This window comes from Lentzea sp. NPDC042327, from assembly GCF_040647275.1.
Lineage (GTDB): Bacteria > Actinomycetota > Actinomycetes > Mycobacteriales > Pseudonocardiaceae > Lentzea.
Window position 1 is genome coordinate 819,963 of sequence record NZ_JBEZBX010000001.1, and the last position, 23,468, is coordinate 843,430.

Sequence of the window (23,468 nt, forward strand, 5' to 3'; positions counted from 1 at the left end):
GAGGCGCGCTCACAGCCGCCTGCCGAGCACCTCGGCCTCCCGGATCGACGTGAGCATGGTTCCCGGCGCGTACGCGTCCCCGATGACGTGGACTGGCACCCCGCTCGCCGACAGCGGACCCGACAGCTCGTCGACCGGCTGACGCGGGGTCGACCAGGTGAACAGGGCCACGTCCTCGATCTCGGTGAGCCGCCCGGTGAAGACGTTCGCACAGCGCAGCACGCGGTCCTCGTACAGCAGCGGTTCGGTCGACAACTCGATGCGCACGCCCGCCTCGTGCAGTCTCCGGTGGACACCAAGGCGGCTCACGTACGGCACCGCGTCGCCCAGGGACGCCCTGGGCGTCATGAGCACCACGTCGCGGTACCGCCGCGCCAGGAGGTCGGCCACCGCGTAGGTCCCGGCCGAGTGGTCGAAGTCGAACAGCACCGCTGTGCCGTCGCTGCCTCCGCCGTCGCCGTGGACCAGGTGGTCGCGCACGCTGACGCCGTCCTCGCCGTGGGCGGCCAGGGTGGGCGGTCGCATCATCCGCGCCCCGGTGGCGAGGACGACGACGTCGGGACCGGTCGCGAGGACCATCTCCTCCGTCACGCGCGCACTCCGCTCGACGCGCACGCCGTTGCGTTCCACCAGCCACAGGTGGTGCTCCAGCGTGGTGGCGATGTCAGCACGTCCCGGCAACAGCGACTCCACCCTCGCCTTGCCGCCGAGGTGCGGTCCGGCCAGCAAGGTCACCCGGTGCCCTCGTTCGGCCGCCGCCGCGGCGGCCCGAAGACCTGCCACACCGGCGCCGACCACGGTCACCGCACGCTTCGTCGACGACCCGCGCACCCGGCCGGCGGCTTCACCACCGGTGCCGAGGTCGGGGTTGACCACACAGGCGATCGTGCGGCCACTGGTGACCTCTCCCCAGCAGACGTTGCAGTAGAGGCACGGCCGCACCTCCTGCTCGCGGCCCGCCCGCACCTTGGCCGGGAAGCCGGGATCGGCCACCAGGAGACGTCCCAGGCCGACCAGGTCACCGACCCCGTCCCTGACCACGGCCTCGGCTTCGGCAGCGGAGGTGATGCGGCCGAACGCCACGACCGGGACGTCCACCGCTGCCCTGAGGTCGCGCTGGATCCCGAGGTACGGGCCGGGCGGGTAGTGCATGTCGGGCACGTGGTCGCCGAAGCTGAGCGAGGAGTTGCCCTGGCCGAACGCGAGGTAGTCCAGCGGAGTCTCCTGGCCCACCCGGTTCGCGATGCGAGCCGACTCCTCCGCGGTGATGCCTCCCCGCACCAGCTCGTCACCCGGCATCTTCAAGCCCAGCAGGAAATCCGTCCCGCACACCGACCGGATGCCGGCCAGGACCTCGCGCAGGAACCTGGTCCGCCCGTCCAGGTCGCCGCCGTACTCGTCCTGCCTGGTGTTCGACCACGGCGACAGGAACTGCGTGATCAGGTGACCGTGCGCCGCGTGCACCTCGACGCCGGAGAACCCCGCACGCTGCAGGACGGCGGCCGAAGCCACGAACGACTCGGCGATCATCCGGACCTCCGACGTGGACATCACGTGCGGAACCGTCCAGCTGTACGGGTCCGGCAGGGGCGACACCCCGATCGAACTGTCCGACACCGGACCTCGCACCTGCTGCCTGCCCGAGTGCAGGAGCTGACCGACCATCCGGCAGTCGTGTTCCTCGACCGCGGCCGCGAGGCGCTCGAAGCCCGCGGTGTTGGCGGGTTCGTACGCCGCGAGACCCGTCTGCGGGGGCACCGAGCTCGGGTGGACGAACAGCGCCTCGGACACCACCATCGCCGCGCCACCGGCCGCGCGCTCGGCGTAGAAGGTGACCGTGCGGTCGGTCACCAGCCCCTGGCGCGCGTAGTTGTTCATGATCGCCGGAAACACGATCCGGTTCTTCAGCCGCGCGTTGCCCACCCGCAACGGGGAGAACAGGTGCGGATACCGGTCCTGTTCCTCGGTGGTCACGCCCTGGTGCCTTCGCCCGCCGCGGAGACGATCTCGCGCAGCTCGCGGCCGATCTTGCCGATGTCCGGCTCGGCACCGTCGAACAGCGCGCCGCCGTCGGCGTCCACGAAGACGGTGGTGATCCGGTCGCGGTGGATCGACCGCAGCGGTGCGGCGTAGGGCGACATCGCGTGGATCGCGGTCTCCTGCCGGCTGGCCTCGCCGACGGCGAGGATCGTGATGCTGCCCTCGAAGCCGGTCGGCGGGTCGTAGGTGAGCATCGCCGAGAGGTTCGCCTTGTAGATGGCCATCCGGTTGCGGAAGACGTCGAGGTCCATTCCGGACAGCAGGTCGTGCTCGTCGACGTAGCGGACGACGAACTCGACCTGTGCGTCCTCGTCGAGCTCGTTCAGCTCGTCCCACGGCAGGTCGATCCGCACGGCCAGCAGGCGTTCGATGATGTAGACGTAGTCCATGATCGCCCGCTGCTGCAACGAGGCGCTGTCGACCGGCAGCTCCTTCCAGGGGCGGTTGAAGTTCGGCATCAGGTGCAGGACGAGACCGGTGCGTTCACCCTGCTCGTGGAGCTGGCGGGCCGTCTCGTACGCGGGCAGTCCGCCCATGCAGTTCCCCGCGACGTAGTAGGGGCCCTCCGGCTGGACGCGGCGCATCTGGCGGATGCCGTGGGCGGCCAGCTCCTCGACCGTGCGGTACGGCGCCTGCTCACCGTCCATTCCCGGGGTCTGCAGGGCATACACGCCCCAGGTCTCGGGGATGTGCGGCAGGTAGTTGTTCATGTAGCTCACGCTGCCGTCCGTGGCCGGGTAGAGGAACAGGATCGGGGTGCCCTCCCGCAGCACCTTGACGTTCGACCCCTCCAGGGTGAGCAGCCGGTCGTTCCCGATGTTCTTGTTCTCCAGCAGCCGCAACAGCGCCAGTCGCTTGGTGTCGGACAGCTGCTGGAGCCGGTCGGTCGTGTTCACACTGTCTCCTGGTTCGCTGGTTCGCTGGTTCGCTGGTTGGTCAGTGGAGGCCGTCGAGCAGGCGGGCGACGTCCTCGTCCGACATCGACTCGAGCTGGTCGAGCGCGGCGCTGATGGCGAGGTCGTCCCGGACACCGCGGGTGAGGTCGTCGTCGATCCGTGCGGCGAGCGCCGACACCGTGGGGTGCGCGAAGAGGTTCTGCAGCTCCACCCGCGCGCCGAAGCGCTCCTCGACCTGGAACAGCGCCCTGGTGGCCAGCAGGGAGTGCCCGCCCAGGTCGAAGAAGCTGTCGTGCCTGCCGACCCCGGTCCGGCCGAGGAGGTCGCCGTAGATCTCCGCGACGACCGCCTCGGTCCCGCCGGCCGGCGGTTCGTGCGCGGTGGCGCTCGGAGCCGGCTCCGCGACCATCGACGACAGCGCCGTGCGGTCGACCTTGCCGTTGGGAGTCATCGGAAGCGCGGTGTGCAGGACGAAGCGCTGCGGCACCATGTAGGCGGGGAGGACAGGAGCGAGCAGCTCTTTGAGCCGACCCGCGGAGACGGTGTCGCCGTCATGCGCGGCCAGGTGGGCGACGAGCACTCCGTCCGCCGCCAGGGTGACCGCGGCGTCGACGACCGCGGGGTGCCGGCGCAGCGCGTGTTCGACCTCGGCGGCCTCGACGCGGTGACCGCGCACCTTGAGCTGCTGGTCCGTCCTGCCCAGGAAGGTCAGCGTGCCGTCCGCCGACTCGCGGACCAGGTCACCGGTGCGGTAGACGCGCTCGGGCGCGTCGGCCACCCCCGCCAGGTCCGTGAATCGCTGCTCGGTCTCCTCCGGCCGGTTCAGGTAGCCGTTCGCGACGCCCTCCCCTGCGATGCACAGCTCGCCCGGCACTCCGGGCGGCACGAGCAGGCCGCGTCCGTTGACGACGTAGAACCGGGTGTTCTCGATCGGTTCCCCGATGCGCACGGGACCGGTCGCGTCGACCTTCCAGCGGGCGGACCAGATGGTCGTCTCGGTCGGACCGTAGAGGTTCCACACCTCCCGGCACCCGGCCAGGAGCTGGTCGGCCAGGTCGCGGCTCATGGCCTCTCCGCCGCACAGCGCGGTGAGCCGGGAGAGCCCCTTCCACCCGGAGTCGAACAGCATCCGCCACGTGGAGGGCGTCGCCTGCATGACGGTGGCACCACTCGTGTCCAGCAGGTCGGCCAGGCGAGCAGGGTCCGCCGCCTCCCCCGCGGTGGCGACGACGACCACCGCACCGGTGACCAGCGGGAGCAGCAGCTCCAGCAGCGAGATGTCGAACGACAGGCTGGTCACCGCGAGGAACACGTCGTCCTGCCGGATTCCCGGCTTCACCGCCATCGCGTGCAGCAGGTTCAGCAGGTTGTCGTGCCGCACCTCGACACCCTTGGGCCGGCCCGTCGACCCGGAGGTGTGCAGCACGTAGGCGGGACTGCCGGCTGCGGGCGGATCGAGCGGCCGGTGCGGCGTCGCGTCCGGTGACCCGTCGACCAGCAGCGGCCGGACCCGCTCGGGCAGGCGGGCGGCGAGGTCCGATCGCGTGACCGCCAGGGACATGCCGGTGTCCTCGACGATCCAGGCCATCCGCTCCTCGGGCAGATCGGTGGCCAGCGGGACGAAGACCGCTCCCGCGCGGACCGCTGCCAGCACCGCCACCACCATGTCGGGACTGCGGTCCAGGAAGATCCCGAGTCGCCGGCCACGACCGCCCGCGGCATCGATGCGGCAGGCCAGCGCCGACACCGCGCGGTCGAGTTCCGCGTAGCCGAGCTCACGGCCGTCGCAGCGGACGGCGACGCGCTCGGGGTCGGCTTCGGCCCACGCCGCCACGAGCCGGTCGACCGTCGTGTCCCGTGCGTGGTCCGATGCGGTGCTGTTGCGCCTGCGGAGGTTCCGGCGCTCCAGCTCGGTCATCAGGGAGACGTCGCCGATCGGCAGGTCCGGGGAGCCGACCAGCAACGCGGCGAGGTGCTGCCAGCGGCGGGCCATGGCCTCGACCGTCGACCGCTCGAACAGTGCCGTGTCGTAGTAGAAGCTCCCCAGCAGTCCCCGTTCGCCGGCGTCGGGGTGGAAGTGCAGTTCGAGGTCGAACTGGACGCTGCCGGTGTCGAACGGGCGCAGCTCGGCCGTGGCGCCGGGCAGCCTCAGCGGGTGGAACGCGTCCTGGAAGGCGAAGAACGCCTGGAACAGCGGACTGCGGCTGAGGTCGCGGCTTCCGGCCACCTCGCTCACCAGCTTCTCGTACGAGTAGTTCTGGTGGTCCCAGGCGTCGGCGCACACGGCGGCGGTCCTGCGCACCAGCTCGCGGAAGCTCAGCTCGGCGGACAGGCCGACGCGCAGCACCAGGGTGCTGACGAAGCACCCCGCGGTCCGCTCGAAGCCGGGGTCCAGCCGGTTGGCGCACGGCGTGCCGATCGAGATGTCCTCGCGCTCGGTGGAGTGCCACAGCAGCACGAGGTACACGGCGAGCAGCGTGGCGAACCGGGTTGCCGCTTCCTCCCTGCCGAGCTCCGTGAGCCCGGTGGTGAGCTCCGGTCGCAGGACGAAGTCGACCCGCGCGCCGACGTGGCCGCGCCGGGGCGGGCGCGGGTGGTCCTGCGGCAGCTCCAGCGGGGTGCTTCCCGACAACGCACCCACCCAGTGGTTCAGGTTCCCGGCCGAGGCGGGGCTGTCGGCGTGTGTGCGTTCCCACTCGGCGTAGTCGGTGTAGTCCAAGCCCGCGTCCGCACCGCTCTCGCCGTTGAGGATCTCGGAGACCTCCCGCACGACGAGCCCGGTGGTCCACCCGTCGGCGACCAGGTGGTGCAGGGTCAGCCCCCACACGTGTTCCCGCTCCCCGGTGCGCACGAGCACCGAACGCGCCAACGGGCCACGAGCGAGGTCGAACGGCGCGATCAGGGCCGCTCGCAGCTCCCGGTCGACTTCCTCGGCATCGGCGCCGAGGAGATCGGCACTCCTCAGCACGGGTGCCGACTCCGGGTCGATGAACTGGACCGGCACTCCCCCGATCTCCTCGAAGGTCGCCCGCAGACCGGGGTGGCGGCGCCAGACGGTCTCCAGTGCGGTGGCGAGCGCCGGCGCGTCGACCGGCCCCTCGATCCGGTAGGTGACGGTGAACGTGTACGCCACTCCCGTCGGGTCGAGCCTGTCGAGGAACCAGATGCGGTTCTGCACACCGGTCAGCCGGCAGGCCGAGCGCCCGCCGAGCAGCTCCAGCAGCTCGGACCTGTGCTCCCGCACCGCATCCCGCTCGGCGGGGTCGAGGGTTCCCGGAGCAGCCCGCAACCGCAGCCGGTCACCGGCCGGCGTCAGCTGCACGCCCCGCCTCAGCAGTTCCACCAGTGAGGTCATCGCGTTCACAGCTCCATCCAGTCCATCGATCCCACGAGAGCCGCCGCGCCGGGCGCCGGCTGGCCGGCACCGGTCGACGGCTGGGCCTCGGCCGCGAGTGCGGAGACCCCGTCCGCCCGCAGCACGCGTGAGACCGGGATCTCCACGGCCAGATCACGCAGGACCAGGTTGCGGAGTTCCATCGCCATCAGGGAGGTCATGCCCAGCTTGCTCAGCTGGACGTCGCGCTGGACCTCGTCCTGCCGCAGGCGCAGCACCCTGGCCACCCGGTTCGCCAGCCGGTCCTCGAAGGCCGCACCGTCGTCGGAGCTGCTCGCGGCCTCCTGCGGGACGACTTCCTCCGGCTCCGAGCGCGACCCGTCGTCGATCGCGCTCGTCATCTCGCGGCGAGTGCCACGTACGCGGTCGAGCCAGTACCGCTCGCGCTGCCAGGGGTAGGCGGGCAGCGGAACCGTGCGGCCACCGGCGGGCTGCACCCGGTCCCAGTCGACCTCGCACCCCGCCGTGTAGAGCGCCGCGACGGCTTCCAGCAGGCCTGTCCGCTCACCGCGCTTCCTGTGCGCCTTGGCGACCGTGGTGGCCGTCGCGCCGACCGAGTGGAGCGTCGCGTCGATCGCCGGGCCGAGCACGGAGTGCGGGCTGATCTCCAGGAACACCTGGTGCCCCTGCTCGGCGAGCAGGGCGACGGCCGGGCAGAGCATCACCGGTTCACGCAGGTTCCGCAGCCAGTACGACGTCCCCAGCTCCTCGCCCGCGCTCAGCGCACCGGTGACGCTGGAGCAGAACGGCACCGAGGTCGCGGCGGGCCAGACTCCGCGCAGCTCGGCGCGGAGCTCGCCGAGCAGTGGCTCCACCTGCCGGCTGTGCCCGGCCACGTCGACGACCATGCGCCGTGCGAACACCTCCGTGCGCTCGAGCTCGCCCAGCACCTCTTCCACCGCCTCGGGACTCCCGGCCAGCAGTGTCGAGGACGGGCTGTTGCTCGCCGCGACCTCGACCTGGCCGTCCCACCGGCCGATGAGCTTCCGCGACTCCTCCAGGCCGAGCTCGACCAGCGCCATCGCACCCTGCCCGCGGATCGACGCCAGGAGCGTGCTGCGGCGGCAGATCACGAGTGCGGCGTCCTCGAGGGACAGTGCGCCGGCGGCGTGTGCCGCGGCGATCTCCCCCATGCTCTGCCCCACGACGGCGGCCGGTTCGACGCCCCAGGACCTCCACAGGGCCGTCAGCGCGATCTCCATCGCGAACAGGGCCGGCTGCACCTCCTCGATCAACGGGATGTCCGCTTCCCCGTTCTCCCGCCGCAGGTAGTCGAGGACGGAGAACCCGCTGACCCGCCGGATCGCCGCGGCGCAGTCCTCCAGCGCATCCCTGAACACCGGCTCCGTCGCGGCGAGCTCCAGGCCCATGCCCGCCCAGGCGGCGCCGTGGCCTGGAAAGACGAACACGACGGACGGTTTCTTCCACGTCGGTGCCAACGGCCGTTCCGCGGCTCCTTCGAGTGCATCGGCCAGCTCGGTCCGCGAAGCACCTGCGACGGCCAGTCGTCGCGCGTGCGGAGAGCGGCGGGCGGCCGTGTGGGCGATGTCCCCGAGGTCAGCGGCGGTCCGCACGACCTCGGCGAGTGCCGTGGCTCCCTCGGCGAGCGCGGCCGGGGTGTGCGCGGACAGGGGCAGCACCACCGGTTCCCGCTCCTGCCCGTCCGGTGCGTGCGGGTGTTCCGCCGGCTCTCGGCCGGTCCGGGCGTGCACACGGGACCAGTTCACGTCCTGCCCCAGGCAGTACAGGCGGCCGAGGGAGTCGAGCAGCACCGGGCGGCTCGGCTCCGCCCGCCGGGAGGACGGCAGCACGTGACCTTCGCGGCCCGCCTCCGCCAGGCACTCGGTCACGTTGTGCACGAGGAGCGGGTGCGGGTTCACATCGATGAAGTCACGCCGCCCTTCGGCGACGAGCAGCCGCACCACCTCCGCGAAGAGGACCGGCTCACGCAGGTTGTCGCACCAGTACTCGGCATCCAGCTCGTCACCGGCCACGTCCTGGCCGACGACCGTGGAGTAGAAGGGGATGACACCGCGGTGGGGACGCACACCGCTCAGCGCCGACCGCAGCTCGGGTAGCAGCGGGTCCATCTGCGGTGAGTGCGACGCGTAGTCCACCTGGATCGGCCGCAGCGTGACGCCCGACCGCGCGAGCTCGGACGAGAGGTCCCGCACGGCGTCAGCAGCTCCGGAGATCACCGTCGCGTTCGGACCGCTGCTGACGGCGATCGAGATCTCGTCCGCGCGGCTCGCGATCACCCGGCGAGCCTCCTCGACCGGCAGGTCGACCACGGCCATCGCGCCCGAGCCGGACGCGGCGCCGTGCACGATCGTGCTGCGGACGCAGACGATCCGCACCGCGTCCTCCAGGCTCAGGCACCCCGCCACGTGGGCTGCCGCGATCTCTCCCAGGCTCTGCCCGGCGACCGCGCCGGGGTGCACTCCCCAGGAGCGCCACAGAGCGGCGAGGGCGACCTGCACGGCGAAGATCGCCGGTTGCACCAGCCTCAGGTCCTCCAGCCAGGCCGGGTCGTCCGCGAGCACCACGTCCAGCACCGACACGTCGAGGTAGGGGCGCATCGCGCGGTCGCAGCGCCGCATCGCGGCCAGGAAGGCCGGTTCGAGCACCAGGTCCCTGCCCATGCCGAGCCACTGCGATCCCTGACCGGCGAACAGGAAGACGGGGTTGCCGCGATCCGCTTCCACGAGGCCGGTCACCGTGCCGGGCAGGGGACGGCCGTCGAGGTGCGCGGTGAGCCGCCTCGCCAGATCGGCGGGGCCCTCCGCGGTGACCGCCAGCCGCTGTCCTTCCCCCACTCCCCGTGCCACGGCACCGGAACGCAGCGCCGGCATCGTCGCACCGGGTCGCTCGCACGCTTCGAGCAGCTCTGCCGCCGCAGCGCGCAGCCCGTCCTCGTCACGGGCCGACAGCGGCACCAGGTGCGGCCCGCCCGTGCCCGCTTCCTCCAGGACCACGTGGCAGTTGGTGCCGCCGAAACCGAAGGCGCTCACCCCGGCGAGCCCGGGACGGTTCCGCCGCGGCCACGGCGTGCGTCGTGCAGCGACCCGCAGCCGCAGGCCGTCGAAGTCGATGTGCGGGTTCGGGGTCTCGAAGTGCAGGCTCGGCGGGATGGAACGGTGGCTCAGCGCCAGAACGGTCTTGATGAAGCCCGCCATCCCCGCGGCCGCTTCGAGGTGGCCGATGTTGGTCTTCGCCGAGCCGAGCAGCAGTGGTCGGTCGGCCGGGCGCCCCGCCCCGTGCACCGCGCCCAGCGCTCCCGCCTCGATCGGGTCGCCGAGCATCGTCCCGGTGCCGTGCGCCTCGACGTAGTCGACGTGCGCGGGGTCGATCCCGGCGTCGGCGCAGGCGTCGCGCAGGACCTCCACCTGGGCGGCCGGGCTGGGGGCGGTCATGCCGTTGCTGAAGCCGTCGTTGTTGATCGCGCTCCCCCGGATGACGCAGTGGACGGGGTTGCCGTCGGCCAGCGCGCGGGACAGCGGTTTGAGCACCACCACACCGCCGCCCTCACCCCGCACGTACCCGTTCGCCCTGCTGTCGAACGCCTTGCACCGCCCGTCGGGCGCCATCGCGCCGAACCGGTCCATCGCGACCATGCTGTCCAGCGCGAGGATCAGGTTGACCCCGCCGGCCAGTGCGAGCGACGACTCGCCGAGCAGGAGGCTCTGCCGTGCCTGGTGGATGGCGACCAGCGCGGACGAACAGGCGGTGTTCAGGGTGATGGCGGGTCCGCGCAGCCCGAGGAAGTAGGAGATCCTGGCGGGGATGATGCTGAGGTCCTGCCCCGTCGCGGTGTGCTGCGTGGTTCCGGCGAGGTCACCTGCGGCCAACTGGGCGTAGTCGTGCCACATGGCGCCGAAGAAGACGCCGGTCCGGGTGTCCCGGAGGCTGTGGGGCGCTATGCCCGCGTCGTCGAGCGCCTCCCACGACAGCTCCATCGCCAGCCGCTGCTGTGGGTCCATCTCGGCCGCCTCACGCGGTGAGATGCCGAAGAACTGCGGGTCGAAACCATCGACCCGGTCCAGGAAACCACCCCGCCAGCCGTCGGTCCCGGCCGGAGCGTCGCCCGCGTGCCACCGCTCCGACGGCACGGTGCCGACGGCGTCGACCCCGTTCGACAGCAGCGACCAGTACGCGTCGAGATCTCCGGCCCCCGGGAACCGGCAGGACATGCCGACGACGGCGATGGCCTCGTCGGAGCGGGCACCGCGCGTGGCCGGAGCGGGAGCCGGGCTCGGCTCCCCGTGCCGCACGGAGGCGCTCACCGCCTGGGCGAGTGACCTGACGGTGGGGTTCTCCCACATCATCGTGGGCCGCAACGGCCTGCCCAGCTCGGTCCCGAGATCGGTCAGGAGCCGGACCATCTGCACCGAGTCGCGGAGGTAGCGGTTGATCCGTTCGTCCACGTCGACGAACTGAGCGGGTGTGCCCGTGAGCTCTGAAAGGCGTTCCACGAGCCGCTCTTCGACTGCGGTGGCGGAAATTTCCAAGTCGGAGGACATCGCTCGGTTCCTCAGCTCTCGATGAGTCGCAGACACTTCCCGCGTGATCCACTCTGGAAGTGGATCATGACTCGGTCAACGAACCGTCCCGCGTACCGGAACGCGGCAGCCCGACCGGGCCGGTCATTCCGCTCGGCGCGGAAATCGTTGTCCTGCCTGGAAAACCACGCAACGGCGCCGGGGTCGACCGGGACCCGGTGAACCGTCAAGCGGGACCCAGGCTCCTGACGTGCCCAGCAGGATCGTCACCGGTCGGGACCAGTGCGATGATCGGTGTCGTCAGGCCGTTGTCCACATAGGATCGAATTCGCTCGCGGCAGTCTTCGGGCGCGCCGTGCACGACGAGGTCGTCCACGACCTCGTCGGGAACCAGCTCCAGCGCCTCACGCCGGTCACCGCGGTTCCAGGCGTCGTGCACCGGCTTGAGCGCCTCGCCGCGGCCGAGCCAGTCCTGGAACGCCGCATAGGCGGGCACGGTCAGGTACTCCGCGACGAGTCGGCGGCCGAGCCTGCGTGCCAGCGCCCTGTCCGCGGTGGGGCAGACGAAGATCCTGGCGGCCAGCTCGACGCCCTGGCCGACCTCTTCGCGCACCCGGCGCACGTCACCGGGAGCGAGCCAGTTGGTGATCACACCATCGGCCTCCTCCGCGGCCAGCCGCAGCATTTCCGGCCTCAGGGCGGCGAGCGCGATGGGAGGCGGCGGATCGACCGCGTTCTGCAGGCGGAAACCACTGACGGAGAACGTCTCATACGCCTCGGTCACCTTCTCACCGCCCAGCGCGGCCCGCAGGAACCGCAGCGTGTCCCTGACTCTGCGGAGAGGGGTGGTGTACTCCGCGCCGTTCCACTGCTGCACGATCACCCGCGACGAGGCGCCGATCCCCAGCACGAACCGGCCGGGGGCCAATCCTGCGAGGGTCGCCGCGTTCATCGCGAGGAGCGCCGGACCGCGGGTGTACACGGATGCCACCGCGGTGCCCAGGCGCAGTTGCTCCGCCCACTGGGAGACGAGCGCCAGAGGGGTGAAGGCGTCGGTGCCCGCCTTCTCGGACGTCCAGACATCGGTGTACCCGAGGTCCGGGAGCTCCTCGACGATCTTCCGGTGGAGCGCGAGAGACATCCCGGGCAGGGGAACGGTGATGCCCCACCGGCTCACAGGCCCTCCTGGAGTTCCACCGCCGGCCATGCCACGCCCTCGCCGCCTCAGGGCTTCGCGCCGCGCTTGCTCGCCTGCGGCCGCCAGATCGGGTACAGCGACGGACCACCTCGCAAGGTGATGGGCTCGCCCAGCCGCACCTGCCCGAGCCGTTCGTACAACGCGAGGTTGCGCAGGCAGCTCGCTTCGCCGTACACGCCCGCGTCCGCATCGTCGGCGATGGCGAACTGGGCGTTCTTGAGCACGGTTCCGAGCCCTTTGCCCTGCCACGCAGGGACTGTCGAGAGGAAGGTGCCGTACAGGTGCGGTGGCACGTTCCGCGGGTGGTTGTCGTTCAGCAGGTCCACGAAGGCCACCGCCCGCTCAGCCTGGTCGCCCAGCCGCTCCGTCAACCGCCTGACGACCTCGGCGTGGTCCTCCGCGGTGGGCAGCACGGACGGCGGGTAGAACAACGAGACCGCGCTGAAGTCCTCGACCTGGAGCGCGAGTCCACCGCCGGCGAACGTCGTTTCCACGATGACGGTGAAGAACTCCCGGTTGGCGTCCATGCGGCGGTCCGGGTCCGGGAAGATCCAGGAGAACACGGGGTCGTCGTGGAAGGCTCGGGCGTAGACCTCGACCAGGGACTCGGCCTGGTCCTCGTGAACCGCGTTGATCATCGACACGGGTGCTCTGTCCTCTCGGTTCGCGACGAACGGGCGGGGCTCAACTCGCTGCGGGCGAACGGTGTGCCGCCGCGTGTCGCGCGATCTCGGCACAGGTGGCCCACCAGACGCCGGTGCGGGCAGCGATGTGCGCCAGCAGCTCGTCCAGCACCTTGACGCGGGAGCGGTGCCCGATGATGTGCGGGTGGAGCGCGAGGGTGAACAACCCGCCTTCGGCGTAGGCCGCGTCGAACTCGTCCTGCCACGTCCGCAGCACTTCACGCGGCGCCAAGACCTGCTTCCCCAGAGCGTCGTCGGGGAAGTAGGGGGCGTCGTCCCGGATCCAGGACACCGGGATCTCGGTCACCCCGGTCGCCTCACCCCGGTGCAGGAGCTCGTAGGGCTGGTCATCGGCCATGAGGGAGGAGTCGTACTCGAGCCCGAGCTCCCTGATGATCGGCAGCGTGTGCACGGTGAAGTCCCAGTACGGCGTGCGCAGACCGACCGGACGGACGCCGGTTGCGGCCTCCAGCCCGTCCGCGCTGCGCAGAGCCAACTCCCGTTCCTGTTCCGCGGTCAGGTCACCGCACTTCTCGTGGATCCAGCCGTGCAGACCGATCTCGTGCCCGTCCGCCCGCACCGCGGCGAGCCCGGCGGGATCCAGCAGGGTCGAGACGACCGGGTAGAAGAACGTCGCAGGTGCGGAATGCCGGCGGAGCGTTTCGAGAACGCGCGGCAGGCCCACACGCGCACCGTACTGGCCCTGCGAGAGAAGGCCGGGTCCGGTCTCACCACGGGAAAGGGGAAGCGTCTCGTTGTCGACGTCGACCGAGATCGCGACGGCCACCCTCGCGTTCTGCGGCCAGTTCCCCGGGGCCAACCGGGCACCCGCGCCCACCTCGTCCACCGCGGATCGCCATTGCCATTCAGCCCACTCCCAAGGCGAGGAATCCACATCAGGCATTCTCAGAACCCTTCTTGCTCATGTCACAGGGGCGTCGAAGCGCCACTCACCGGCAGGTGATCTCGGGAATCCCTGAATGATGATTTCGTGCTTTCAGGATTTCCACGCTAGTTTGAGCGGAAATCAGCGTCAATGAGACGTTCCGGTGTGCGGAACCTGTCCCGGATTCGCGCACCAGCTCTTCACGATGTGCGCCAAATGTGAACGCAGGCTCCCGCGCGAGCCGCGAATGCCGAGGTTCAGGTGACCGAACTGCGGCCTTCCGCAGCACCGGGGAACCGGTGACCTGCGGCGTGGCGGACCTGCGGACCGCAGCGGCGCTGTGGATGTCCACAGTCACACGACATTGCGCTGCCCCTACACTCGCTCGAAGTTGAGCGACGGCTTCACCGCCGCACTGGAAGCTTCGTGAAAACAGATTCGCCTGTCACCGGTCAGCACCGGTTGCACGACTTGACACCGCACCGCGACAACAGGGACAACGCATGGCGATCGACATTTCCGGCACGCTCGTGGACGCGATCAACTGCGCACCCGGTGACCGCGGTCGGATGTTCTTCCCGGAGTCCACGACCGTCCTGACCCGTGCCGAACTCGGCCCCAGGGCCAACGGCGTCGCCGCCGCACTGCTCGCCGCCGGTGCCGGACCCGGCGAGGTGGTCGGCGTGCTGCTGCCCGCTGTTCCGTCCTTCCCGCCGGCGCTGCTCGGCGTGCTCACCACCGGCGCCGCCGTCAGCGTGCTACCGCTGCCCGCCGTCGCCCACGACGTCGACAGCATGGCCGACGACCTCGCCGCGTTCATCCGCACCGTCGGCATCCGGCACGTCGTGACCGGTGACCTCTTCGCCGCCGCGCTCGAACCGCTGCAGCGCCGGTGCCCCGGACTGCGCGTCGTCAACGCCGACCGGTGCCCGCCGGCCACCCGCGTCCCGACCACGCACACCCCCGGACCGGATGACCGCGCCGTCGTGCAGTTCACCTCCGGCACCACCGCCCGGCCGCAGGGCGTCGTGCTGTCCCACCGCGCCGTCCTCAACGGCGTCCTCGCCCCGGTCGCACGCTGCGAGCTCACCCCGGCCGACGTCGGCTACCAGTGGCTGCCGCTGTTCCACGACTTCGGCATGATCGGTCTGCTGATCTCGCTGTGTGCCGGGTTCGACACCCACCTCGTCTCACCGGCGGCGTTCATCCGGCGCCCGGTGGACGCGTTGCGCTACCTCGGCGAGCACGGCGTCACGATCTGCACAGGACCGAACTTCGCCTACGACCGGCTGGCCGAAGCCGCCCGCACCGCGGAGCTCGACGGGCTCGACCTCGGACGCTGGCGCCTGGCGCTCAACGGCGGTGAACCGGTCTCCCCGGCCACGGTCCGCGCCGTCACCGAGGTGCTGGGCCGGCACGGCCTGCCGGCCGGCGCGATGACCCCGGCTTACGGCATGGCCGAGTACTGCGCCGGCATCACCATCGACCTGCCGGCGCTCGCACCTCGCACCATCACGCTCGACCGGGCCGCGGCCACCGACGGCCGGGTCGTGCCCGTCACCGGGGACTCCGGCTGGACGATCGTGTCGCAGGGTCCCCCGTTGCCCGGCACCGAAGTGAGGGTCGTCGACGCCGGAGGCACCGTCCTGCCCGAGGCCGGTGTCGGCGAGCTCCAGGTGCGTGGCCCCAGCCTCATGGACGCCTACCTCACCGATGACCCCGCGGCCACCTCCGGCGTCTTGGACGACGGCTGGCTGCGCACCGGCGACCGGGGCTTCCTGCTGGGCGGGGAGGTGCACGTCGCGGGCAGGCACAAGAACATGATCATCGTGCGTGGCCGCAACGTCCACGCCGAGGAGGTCGAGCACGTCGCCCGGCACGTGCCGGGCGTCTACCAGCGCCACTGCGTCGCGGTGGCCGACCAGGAAAGAGAGCGGGTGGTCGTGGTCGTGGAAACCGTCGAAACCGACCGGGCGGCGGTGGCCGAGGGCGTGCGGCGAGCCGTCGGTGAACGCCTCGGCATCACCGACGCCGACGTGCGCACCGTCGACCGCCGCTGGCTGCCCCGCACCACCAGCGGCAAGTGGAAGCGCGACGAGCTCCGCCGCCGCCTGTTCGGAGAGGAGAACGCGGCATGACCGGACCGGTGCACGGCAACGAGTCCTCCGCGCTGGCCGTGGTGGTCCAGGAGCTCGCCAGGGTGCTGGAGATCCCCGCCGACCAGTTGTCGCCGGACGACCGGCTCGCCTACCTGCCCAACGTCGACTCGCTGCGGCTGCTGGACGCGATCACCGCCGTGGAGAACACGAGCCGCGTCAAGCTCAGCGAGGACGACCTGGTGACCGCGCGGACGGTGGCGCAGCTCGCGGCACTGGTCGAGTCCGCCGAGGCCGCGGCTGTGGAGGGGGACCGGTCATGAGCTTGCCCACCCTGGTCTCGCTGCCTGACGACGACACCAACACCGCCTACTACGCGCGACTGCGTGAAGCCGCATCCGTGCAGCGGGTGCAGCTGCCCAACGGGTTCCCGATCTGGCTCGTGACCAGGTACGACGACGTGCGGGCCTGCCTGCGCGACGAGCGGCTCGCTGTCGACCCCCGGCTGCTGAGCTCGCCCGAGCACAAGTTCGGCGGACGGCGCGTTCCCGAGGACACCCTCAGCTCCACGGGACGGCACATGCTCAACACCGACGGGGCCGAGCACCGCAGGCTGCGGTCGCTGGTCAACGCCGAGCTCTCCAGCGGTGCCGTGGGTCGCTGGCGCGCGACCGTCGACCGCATCGTGCACGAGCAGCTCGACCACCTCGAGCACCAAGGCGCCGCCGCGGGTGGCGGGCCGGTCAACCTGATGACCGCCTTCGCCAACCAGGTCCCCGTCACGGTGATCAGCACCGTGCTCGGCCTGCGCCCCGCGGACACGCCGGTCGCCGCCGCGCTGCTGCGCGAGCTGCTGTCCAGCAAGCCCACCGACAGCCCCGAGATGATCGGCTATTACCACGAGCTCGTCGACCTCGTCCTCGCCACGGTCGAACACCGCAGGAACGACCCCGGCGACGACCTGATCTCCATGCTGCTCGCCCGGTCGGAGTCCGTCGGGGTGCGCGACCTGCTCAGCACGGTCATGGCGCTGTTCGTGGGAGGACCACCCACCACCGCCACCGCCATCGCCCACGGCGCCGCCACGCTCGGCGCCAGGCCGGACCTGCGTGCTGAGGCCCTGGGCAGCGAGGCGTCCACCGCGCGGATCGTGGAGGAGCTGCTGCGCCACCACCCGCCGTTCCAGTTCGCGATCTGGCGGTTCGCCACCGCCGACGTCCGCGTCGGCGACGTCGTCATCCCGAAGGACGCGACCGTGCTGCTGTCGCTCGCCGCTGCCAACCGCGATCCTCGTGTCTACGACGATCCCGACGTGGTCCGTTCCCACCGCGACGGTGAGCCCAGCCACCTGTCGTTCGGCAGCGGCGTGCACCGCTGCATCGGCGCGCCACTGGCCCGCATGGAGATCACCGTCGCGGTCCGCTCGCTGTTCCTCCGCTTCCCGCGGCTGCGGCTCGCCGTCGACCCGCACGAGCTGTGCTGGAGCGACATGGTGTTCGACCGCAGGCTGGAGTCGATGCCCGTCGACCTCGGCGGTGTGCGCGCATGAGGGTGTCCGGACGGGTGCGCATCTCCGCCGCCACGACCTGGCTGCCCGCAGGACGGTCCCGCGCCGCTGATGCGGTCACGGCGGGCACGCTCAGCGACATCGACGCCCGGTCGGCCGTCTGCCACGAGGTCGCGGTCGCCGACGGGCAGCAGGCGTGGCAACTCGGCCTGACCGCCTGCCGAGACGTGCTCCCCACCGCCGGGATCACGCCGGAGGAGATCGGTTTCCTCGCCTACGCGGGCATGTCCGCGACCGACGAGGAACCCGCGTCCCCGGCACACCGGCTCGCCGCCGCGCTGGGGACCACCCACGCCGTCGCCGTCGGCCTGAGCCAGATGTCCAGCGGCGGCGACGCGGCGCTGCACGCCGCCATCACCACCCTGCTCACCGAACCCGACACCCACCACGCTCTCGCGTGCACCGGCACCGACACCCGCGAGCTGCCCTACGACCGCTGGCGCACCGCGCCGGAGGTGGTGCTGGGCGACGGGGGCACCGCCGCGCTCCTGCACCGCGACCGGGGCCCGCTGGCCGTGCTGGCCACCGGCCGGGCCGGCAACCCCCGGCTGGAAAGCGCCTTCCCCCGGTTCCACCCCTTCCGGCCGCTGCCACCCCCGCTCGACAACAGCGCCGCCCTGCTGGAGTTCCGCACGACCGCCCAGGAAATCCGCACCACCGTCGCCACAGCGGTGCAGCGAGCGCTGTCCGACGCCGACCTGCACGACGCCGATCGCATCCAAGTCGTCTGCACAGCGCGGTTGCGTCCGGACACCATCAGGTACACCGTGCTCCCGGTGTTGCCCGAAGCCGTGCGCGACCGTCTCGTGGTGTTCGGGGACACCACAGGTCACCTCGGTGCAGGCGACACGATCGCCAACCTGGACGACCTCCTCCGCCTCGACGGGTTGGCCATCGGCGACTGCGCCCTGCTCATCGGCCTCGGCGCCGGGTTCACCGCGACCGCGCTCGTCGTCGAGCGGTGCTGATCGTCCGTCCACAACAGACAAACGGGCGCACGCTCCGGTCGAACCACGCTCTCCCGTCCTCCCCAGGTTGCTGTTTGCGACAGACTGTCGTAATGTTTGCGACAGATCGTCGTAAACATGCAGACCACGGGAACGGGGACACACACATGACCACGCTGAACGATCGGGCCGAGCTCATCGAAGTGATGAGCCACTACGCCGACATCGCAGACCTGAAGGAGTTCGACGCGCTGCCCGGCCGGGTCTACACCGACGAGGTCTCGTTCGACTTCTCGTCCGTCACGGGCACTCCGCCGATGACGATCGCCTTGAGCCAGTACGTGGAGGTCCTCCGTGCGAGCTTCGCGGCGTTCAAGGCGACGCACCACGCCATCACCGGTCATGTCATCGAGATCGACGGCGACAAGGCCAGGATTCACGCCCACGTCCGCGCCGAGCATTGGCTGCCGGACGAGCTCACCGCCGATGGCGCCGGTCCGTGGCTGGTGGTCGGCTTCTACGACAACGAGGCGATCCGCACGCCGGAGGGCTGGCGGCTCACGCACGTCACGCTGACCGCGATCCACCAGGAGAACCAGCCCCGGCTGCCGGACGCCGTGCCGACGGCGTAGGACGAGGTCATCCGGCCGGAGCCGGCTTTCCGAGGAGAACGAGCAGATGCCGCGGATCAAAGCCGCCACCATCGAGGAACACCACGAGGTGGTGTGGGCCGACCTCACCGAGGCGGTGCGGCAGCTGCTGCTCGAACGCGACTACGACTCCATCACCATGGGCCACATCGCCGCGCAGGCAGGACTCGCGCGCAACACCCTCTACAACTACGCCGGCGACAAGCGCGAGCTGGTCCTCGAACTGGCCCGGCGGGCCGGCCGCCCGCTGGCGCACCAGGTGTCCGCGATCGCCGCACGCTCCGCGGAACCGGCTGCCGGCAGGATGCTCACGATCATCGAAGCGATCCTGTCGGCCTCCACGAACCACGCCATGCGCCTGATGTTCCTCCCCAACTCCACACCGCTGGTCGCCGAGCTCCCAGCAGGGCGGGAGAACCCGTTCACCGCCCTTGTGACCGAGGTGGAGAACGTCGTCCGCGACGGCATCGGCACCGGCGAGTTCCGTGCGGTCGACGACGTCTCGCTCACCGTCGACCTCCTGACCGGCGCCGTCCGCGCCGGCATCCACCGGATCAGCAGGGACCCCGGCGCACTTCCCATGACCGTCCACGCGGTGCAGCACGTCGTCCTCGCTGCGATCACCCGCGAACAAGGCTGATCCCGGCTCCGCAGAGAGCACGTCCACCAGTTCCACCGATCACCGCACGGGTGATCGGTCGCCATCGGCTGTCCTGAGAGGAATTCACCATGAAGGTCATCGCCTATGCGGCCCGCACCGCCGGCGGCGCCTTGCAGCCCTACGAGTACGACTCGGGACCGCTGGGGCCCAACGAGGTCGACGTGCGCGTGACACACGGCGGCATCTGCCACACCGATCTCGCCGCCATCGACGACGAGTGGGGCCTTGCGCGGTTCCCGGCCGTGGCCGGACATGAGGTCGTGGGCGAGGTGGTCGCCATCGGCTCCGCCGTCGACGAGGCGGCGTTGCCGATCGGGCGGCGCGTCGGCGTCGGCGCACTCGCCGGGTCGTGCTTCCGGTGCGAGTCGTGCCTCAGCGGGCGCACCAACCTGTGCCCACGTCGCGACGCCCTGGTGCTCCGCGGCGACCGCGGCGGCTTCGCCCACCACGTCAGGGCGAGCGATTGGCGCCACGTCCACCCGATCCCCGACTCGATGCCGTCCGAACACGCCGCACCGCTGATGTGCGCCGGCACCACGGTGTTCTCACCGCTGCTCGCCAACCGGGTACTCCCGACGCACCGCGTCGCCGTCGTGGGCATCGGCGGCCTCGGCCACCTCGCGCTCCAGTTCTTGACCAGGTGGGGTTGCGCGGTCACCGCCATCTCGACCACCAAGGACAAGCAGGCCGACGCCGAACGCTTCGGCGCCACGGACTTCATCGCCTCCCGGGAGCCAGGAGCCCTGCGGGCGGCGGCCGGCTCGTTCGACTTCGTGCTGTCCACCGTCTCCGGTGACCTGCCCTGGGACGACTACCTGGGAATCCTTGCTCCACAAGGCCGTCTCTGCATCGCGGGGGTGCCGGAGCGGCCCATCTCCGTGTCGGCCCTGGGATTGGTGTCCGAGGCGAAGGAGATCACCGGAGGCATCGTCGGGACGGTGACGGAGACCCGGCAGATGCTCGACTTCGCGGCCCGCCACGCCATCCGTCCTGAAGTGGAGACGTTCGCGCTGACCGACTTCGAACAGGCACTCGACCGGGTTCGCAAGGGCAACGTGCGCTATCGCGCCGTCGTCGACTTCACCTGAGAACAGCCCACGCCACTCGTATCACGTCAAAATTGACGGTCTTGTTGTTCCACAAGGCGGAATGACGCCTTGTTCACCACTGACGCGAGGGCAATATTCGGAGAGCACACCGATGAGGGAGTTTTGTGAACCAGCAAAGCGCCGACCCGGTTTCTCTTCGCCGGTCACGGCGGTCATCTCCCGGGCGCCCTGCACGAGTCGGCGACCGAGATTCCGGCACCGTCCGCCGACGGGCTTCTCCCCGAAACACACCTCCGGAGGTCAAGGTATGACGCGCGTGGTCATGGCAGCGATTCCCTTTCCCGGACACGTGAACCCGCTGCGCCCCATCGCCGCCCACCTCGTGGCCCGGGGGTACGACGTCACCTTCGTCACCGGCACCAACCTGCGCGACGCGGTTCTCAGCACGGGCGCCACCTTCCACCCGCTCAAGGGGCACGCCGACTACGACGGCCCGAACGTGTACCAGACCTTCCCGCAGCTCGTCGCCGCCGCGCCCGGTGTCGAGCAGATCTCCGTCTACCTCACCGAGGTGCTGGCCAAGCCCATGCGGGAGCAGCACGAGGCGATCCAGGAAGTTCTTGCCCAGCAACCGGACACGCCCACGGTCGTGCTGCACGAGATGTACTTCACCGGCCTGTGGCCGATCCAGCTGGGCGCGCCGGGCATCCGGCCCGCGCGGGTGCTCGGTCTCGGTGTCACGGTGCTTCCCCTGTACAGCGTGGACACGGCGCCTTTCGGGATGGGTCTGCCGCCCGACGCGTCGCCGAGCGGACGGGAGCGCAACGCCCGGCTCAACGCGGAGGTGCGCGCGGCGTTCTCCTCAGCGCAAAGCCTCGCGGAGCAGCTGGTCCGCGACTGCGGCGGCACCGGCACGCTGCCGTCCTACTTCGACGCCCAGGTCGTGGTGCCCGACGAGTGCCTGCACCTGTCCATCCCCTCCCTGGAGTACCCGCGCAGCGACCTCCCCGGTTCGGTTCGCTTCGTGGGCGTGCCGTGGGAGGCCGACCACCAGGACGTGCCGCTGCCGCAGTGGTGGGACGACGTGCTCAACGCCGACAAGGTGGTGCTCGTTTCGCAGGGCACCGTCAGCAATGACGACTACTCCGAACTGATGCTGCCCACGATCGAGGCCCTGGCCGGCCAGGACTGCCTCGTGATCGCCACCACCGGCGGCCGTCCGGTGAGCGACCTCGGCGCCCTGCCGGACAACGTGCGTGCCGCGGAGTACATCCCGTACACGCAACTGCTCCCGCACATCGACGTGTTCGTCAGCAACGGCGGGTTCGGCGGGATGCAGATGGCCCTCAGCCGCGGTGTGCCGCTCGTCCTGGCGGGCGAGACCGAGGAGAAGAAGGACGCCACCGCGCACGCCGCGTGGACCGGCGCGGCCATCAACCTCGCGACGGGCCGGCCGCGCGCCTCTGACATCGGCGCAGCGGTGAACGAGGTGCTGCGCGACAACAGCTACCGCGCCGCCGCGCAACGGCTGCAAGCCGAGTACGCGGAGTACGACGCGCTTCGCACCATCACCGAGATCGTCGACAGTGCGGGTAAATCCCCGATTTCTCAGGAAACCGGTCCGGTCGGCGATCTCCTCCACTCCTGACCTGCGGGACGCCGGGAACGTTCGCGCGGGACCGGCGCACCAGGTGAGGCCTACCGACACTCAGCAGAACGGCATGTGAAGATGCACATCTCGCGCACCAGCGAGCGTCACCGGCAGAACTTGCTGGCGGAACTGCTCTCCGACGACAAGGAGCTGATCACGGCGTTGGAGACGACGCTCACCGAGAGCGACGTCGCGGGCAACGTCGAGAACTTCGTCGGCGCCGTACCGGTACCCCTCGGGCTTTGCGGTCCCGTGCTGGTCAACGGGCAACACGCCGCAGGCGAGTTCGTGGTCCCCATGGCAACGCTGGAGGGCACCCTCGTGGCCTCCTACAGCCGCGGTGCGAAGATGCTCAAGGCGTCGGGGGGCTGCGAGGTCGTCGTGACGGCCGACCGCTTCCTGCGGGGCATCCACTACCGGGTGAGCAGCCTCCGCGCGGCGCAGGACCTCGTGACGTGGTGCCGGACCCAGGAGCAGGTGCTGCTCGCCGTGGCGGAGAGCACCAGCGGTCATCTGCGTGCGCAGCGCCTCAGCTTCGACCACGCCGGCTCCACCGTGCTGGTCTCCGTCGAGTTCACCACCGGTGACGCCATGGGCAGCAACATGGCGAGCAAGGCGATCGCCGCGGTCTCGGAGCACGTCGTCCGGCACAGCGGCATCGAGCTGGAGGAGTTCCTGCCGTACCCGGAGGACAAGAAGCCCATCCCGGCACGCCTGAAGGGCAAGTCGGTGACCGCTCGGGCGGTTCTCCCGGCGGACGTCGTGGCTTCGCAGGGGCGGACGGACGTGCTGCGGCTGGACCGGTACGTCCAGGCCTACCGGAGCACGCTCGCGCTGCACGGCAGCTCATCGCTCAACATCCACGTCGCCAACGGCATGGCCGGCCTGTTCCAGGCGTTCGGGCAGGACATGGCCTACCTGGGCGAGTGCGCGAAGGGAATCGTGGACTCGCGCGTGACGAGCAGTGGCGACTGGGAGGTCTCCCTGACGCTGCCGACGCTCGTCGTGGGGACGGTCGGTGGCGGGACCGGCCTGCCGGCCTTCCAGGCGACGCTGGGAATGGTCGGCTGCGCCGGCGCCGGCAAGGTGGCCAAGCTCGCCGAGATCATCGCCGCGGTGTTGCTGGCGGGCGAGGTCGGTTGCGCGGTCGCCCAGTGCGCGAACGAGTTCGTCTCCGCGCACGAGTCACTGGGGCGCAACCGTCCGGACAGGTCGGACTGAGCTCCCACGTCGAGCTGGACGCGGGTGGTG

The 23,468-nt window shown here is 70.7% G+C and carries 16 protein-coding genes; 9 read left to right on the plus strand and 7 right to left on the minus strand.

The genetic code is table 11. From position 1 onward, the window contains the following. Window positions 1-9: 9 nt before the first annotated feature. The 7 genes from AB0A63_RS03355 to AB0A63_RS03385 form a co-directional block, all read right to left on the minus strand. Window positions 10-1,974, minus strand: coding sequence for an FAD-dependent oxidoreductase (locus tag AB0A63_RS03355; RefSeq protein ID WP_360384785.1), 1,965 nt, complete (start codon window positions 1,972-1,974; stop codon window positions 10-12). Continuing rightward, complete coding sequence (locus AB0A63_RS03360; protein ID WP_360384787.1) at window positions 1,971-2,936, minus strand: thioesterase domain-containing protein; 966 nt, start codon at window positions 2,934-2,936, stop codon at window positions 1,971-1,973. The genes AB0A63_RS03355 and AB0A63_RS03360 overlap by 4 nt, the downstream gene beginning before the upstream one ends. A gap of 40 nt (window positions 2,937-2,976) precedes the next feature. Further along, window positions 2,977-6,291 carry an amino acid adenylation domain-containing protein gene (locus tag AB0A63_RS03365; RefSeq protein WP_360384789.1) on the minus strand — a complete coding sequence of 1,105 codons (3,315 nt, stop codon included), beginning with the start codon at window positions 6,289-6,291 and terminating at the stop codon, window positions 2,977-2,979. Between the two features lie 5 nt (window positions 6,292-6,296). Beyond that, complete coding sequence (locus AB0A63_RS03370; RefSeq protein WP_360384791.1) at window positions 6,297-10,802, minus strand: acyltransferase domain-containing protein; 4,506 nt, start codon at window positions 10,800-10,802, stop codon at window positions 6,297-6,299. Window positions 10,803-11,055: 253 nt separating this feature from the next. After that, window positions 11,056-12,006 carry an LLM class F420-dependent oxidoreductase gene (locus AB0A63_RS03375; RefSeq protein ID WP_360384793.1) on the minus strand — a complete coding sequence of 317 codons (951 nt, stop codon included), beginning with the start codon at window positions 12,004-12,006 and terminating at the stop codon, window positions 11,056-11,058. Window positions 12,007-12,053: 47 nt separating this feature from the next. Next, window positions 12,054-12,665: a hypothetical protein gene (locus AB0A63_RS03380; RefSeq protein WP_360384795.1), complete on the minus strand. Its 612-nt coding sequence runs from the start codon at window positions 12,663-12,665 to the stop codon at window positions 12,054-12,056. A 46-nt stretch (window positions 12,666-12,711) separates the two neighbouring features. After that, the gene (locus tag AB0A63_RS03385) at window positions 12,712-13,497 is read right to left on the minus strand and encodes a polysaccharide deacetylase (protein ID WP_360384797.1); all 786 of its coding nucleotides are present in this window, start codon (window positions 13,495-13,497) and stop codon (window positions 12,712-12,714) included. 602 nt (window positions 13,498-14,099) lie between these two features. On the opposite strand from AB0A63_RS03385, the gene AB0A63_RS03390 reads away from it, so the two are divergent. From AB0A63_RS03390 to AB0A63_RS03430, 9 genes are all read left to right on the plus strand, one after another. After that, window positions 14,100-15,734, plus strand: coding sequence for an AMP-binding protein (locus AB0A63_RS03390; RefSeq protein WP_360384799.1), 1,635 nt, complete (start codon window positions 14,100-14,102; stop codon window positions 15,732-15,734). Further along, a complete protein-coding gene (locus tag AB0A63_RS03395) occupies window positions 15,731-16,015 on the plus strand; it encodes an acyl carrier protein (RefSeq protein WP_360384801.1) in 285 nt (94 codons plus the stop codon). The genes AB0A63_RS03390 and AB0A63_RS03395 overlap by 4 nt, the downstream gene beginning before the upstream one ends. Then, a complete protein-coding gene (locus AB0A63_RS03400) occupies window positions 16,012-17,241 on the plus strand; it encodes a cytochrome P450 (RefSeq protein ID WP_360384803.1) in 1,230 nt (409 codons plus the stop codon). The genes AB0A63_RS03395 and AB0A63_RS03400 overlap by 4 nt, the downstream gene beginning before the upstream one ends. Next, window positions 17,238-18,227, plus strand: a complete 990-nt coding sequence (locus AB0A63_RS03405; protein WP_360384805.1) for a hypothetical protein — start codon at window positions 17,238-17,240, stop codon at window positions 18,225-18,227. Before AB0A63_RS03400 ends, AB0A63_RS03405 begins: the two co-directional genes overlap by 4 nt. Before the next feature lie 146 nt (window positions 18,228-18,373). Next, window positions 18,374-18,838: a nuclear transport factor 2 family protein gene (locus AB0A63_RS03410; RefSeq protein ID WP_360384807.1), complete on the plus strand. Its 465-nt coding sequence runs from the start codon at window positions 18,374-18,376 to the stop codon at window positions 18,836-18,838. A gap of 46 nt (window positions 18,839-18,884) precedes the next feature. Next, window positions 18,885-19,496 (plus strand): TetR/AcrR family transcriptional regulator, encoded by a 612-nt coding sequence (locus tag AB0A63_RS03415; protein WP_360384809.1) that lies wholly within the window; start codon window positions 18,885-18,887, stop codon window positions 19,494-19,496. 89 nt (window positions 19,497-19,585) lie between these two features. After that, complete coding sequence (locus AB0A63_RS03420) at window positions 19,586-20,605, plus strand: NAD(P)-dependent alcohol dehydrogenase (protein WP_360384811.1); 1,020 nt, start codon at window positions 19,586-19,588, stop codon at window positions 20,603-20,605. Between the two features lie 268 nt (window positions 20,606-20,873). Next, a complete protein-coding gene (locus tag AB0A63_RS03425; RefSeq protein WP_360384813.1) occupies window positions 20,874-22,214 on the plus strand; it encodes a glycosyltransferase in 1,341 nt (446 codons plus the stop codon). Window positions 22,215-22,295: 81 nt separating this feature from the next. Further along, entirely contained in the window at window positions 22,296-23,438 is a 1,143-nt protein-coding gene (locus tag AB0A63_RS03430) for a hypothetical protein (RefSeq protein WP_360384815.1), read from the plus strand. The last annotated feature ends 30 nt before the right edge of the window (window positions 23,439-23,468 follow it).